The sequence below is a fragment of the Pseudomonas brassicae genome (assembly GCF_010671725.1).
GTDB lineage: Bacteria > Pseudomonadota > Gammaproteobacteria > Pseudomonadales > Pseudomonadaceae > Aquipseudomonas > Aquipseudomonas brassicae.
The window spans coordinates 1-1,206 of record NZ_JAAHBU010000430.1 but is presented as its reverse complement, the minus strand read 5'-3'; the positions used below and the strand labels follow the sequence as shown (position 1 = coordinate 1,206).

The following is a 1,206-nucleotide window of genomic DNA, read 5'->3' as shown; positions in this document are numbered from 1 at the left end:
GCGCCTACTGCGCCTCGAAAGCGGCCGTGCATGCGCTCAGTGACGCCCTGCGCCTGGAACTGGCACCCTTTGGCGTACGCGTGATGGAGGTGCAGCCTGGCGCCATCGCCTCCAGCTTTGCCGCCAATGCCGGGCGTGAGGCCGAGCAACTACTGGCCGAGGATTCGCCCTGGTGGCCGCTGCGCGAGAGCATTCGTGCCCGCGCCCGCGCTTCGCAAGACAAGCCGACACCGGCCAGCGAGTTCGCCCAGGGCGTGCTCAAGGGCGTACAGCAGCCCACCCCGCCCGACCTGCTGCGCCTGGGCAATGGCAGCCGGGCGCTGCCGTTGCTGGCGGCGCTGCTGCCGGGCTGGCTGTTGCAGGCGGTACTGAAAAAGCGCTTCGGGCTCAACCGCGCCCTGTGACCGCAGGGGTGTCGGCAAACGCCTGCCCCCCCCGCCAAGTGCCGTGTACAGCCCGACCAAGGCCTGCGACACTGCCGCCGAACTGTCGACCCACTGCGCCTGATTGCTCAACAGGATGCCCTGCACGGTCAGTACGTTGAGGAAGTCCACCGCGCCCTCGACGTACTGCTGGCGTGCGGTGTCCAGCGCGATGCGGCTCTGGCGCACGGCCTCGTGCAGGCGGTCGCGGCGCAGCTGGCTGGCGTTGTACGCCCCCAGCACATCGTCCACTTCATGCCAGGCCCCCAGCACCACCTGCTGATAAGCCAGCGCCGCCTCCTGCTGCTGTACCTCGCGCAGCTTGAGCACGCCACGCAGGCGCCCCCCCTTCGAAAATCGGCAGGCTCACCTGCGGCCCGATGGCAAAGCCGCGTGCGCCCCAACTGCCCAGGTCGGCGAGCTGCATCGATTGCAGGCCGGCGCTGCCGGACAAGCGAATGCTCGGGTAGAACGCCGCCTTGGCCACGCCGATGCTGGCCGTGGCGGCGTGCAGACGCGCTTCGGCGCGACGGATATCGGGGCGTCGCTGCGCCAGTTCGGAGGGCACGCCCATGGCGAAACGCTGCGCGCTGTGCGGCACCTCGCGCGGTGCCAGCAAGCGCTGCTGCAGGCTGCGTGGCTGCTCGGCGACTGCCACGCCGGCATCGGCCGCCTCGACCTCGCGGCGCACACGGCCCCACAGGTCCGGTTCCCACCGGCAAAGGTGTCGACGCTGATCTGCACGCCTGGCCAGGCTGCACGTCGGTCAACGGGTTTCCTGGAA

1 protein-coding gene and 1 pseudogene are annotated in these 1,206 nt (G+C 70.1%); one reads left to right on the top strand and one right to left on the bottom strand.

The genetic code is table 11. The features are described from left to right. The coding region (locus G3436_RS23650; protein WP_163950150.1) for an SDR family NAD(P)-dependent oxidoreductase at positions 1-404 on the top strand (404 nt) is incomplete at its 5' end. 27 nt (positions 405-431) lie between these two features. Here the strand turns inward: G3436_RS23650 and G3436_RS23645 are convergent. Further along, positions 432-1,071 (bottom strand): annotated as a pseudogene (locus G3436_RS23645) (TolC family protein); the annotation flags it as partial. Positions 1,072-1,206 lie beyond the last annotated feature (135 nt).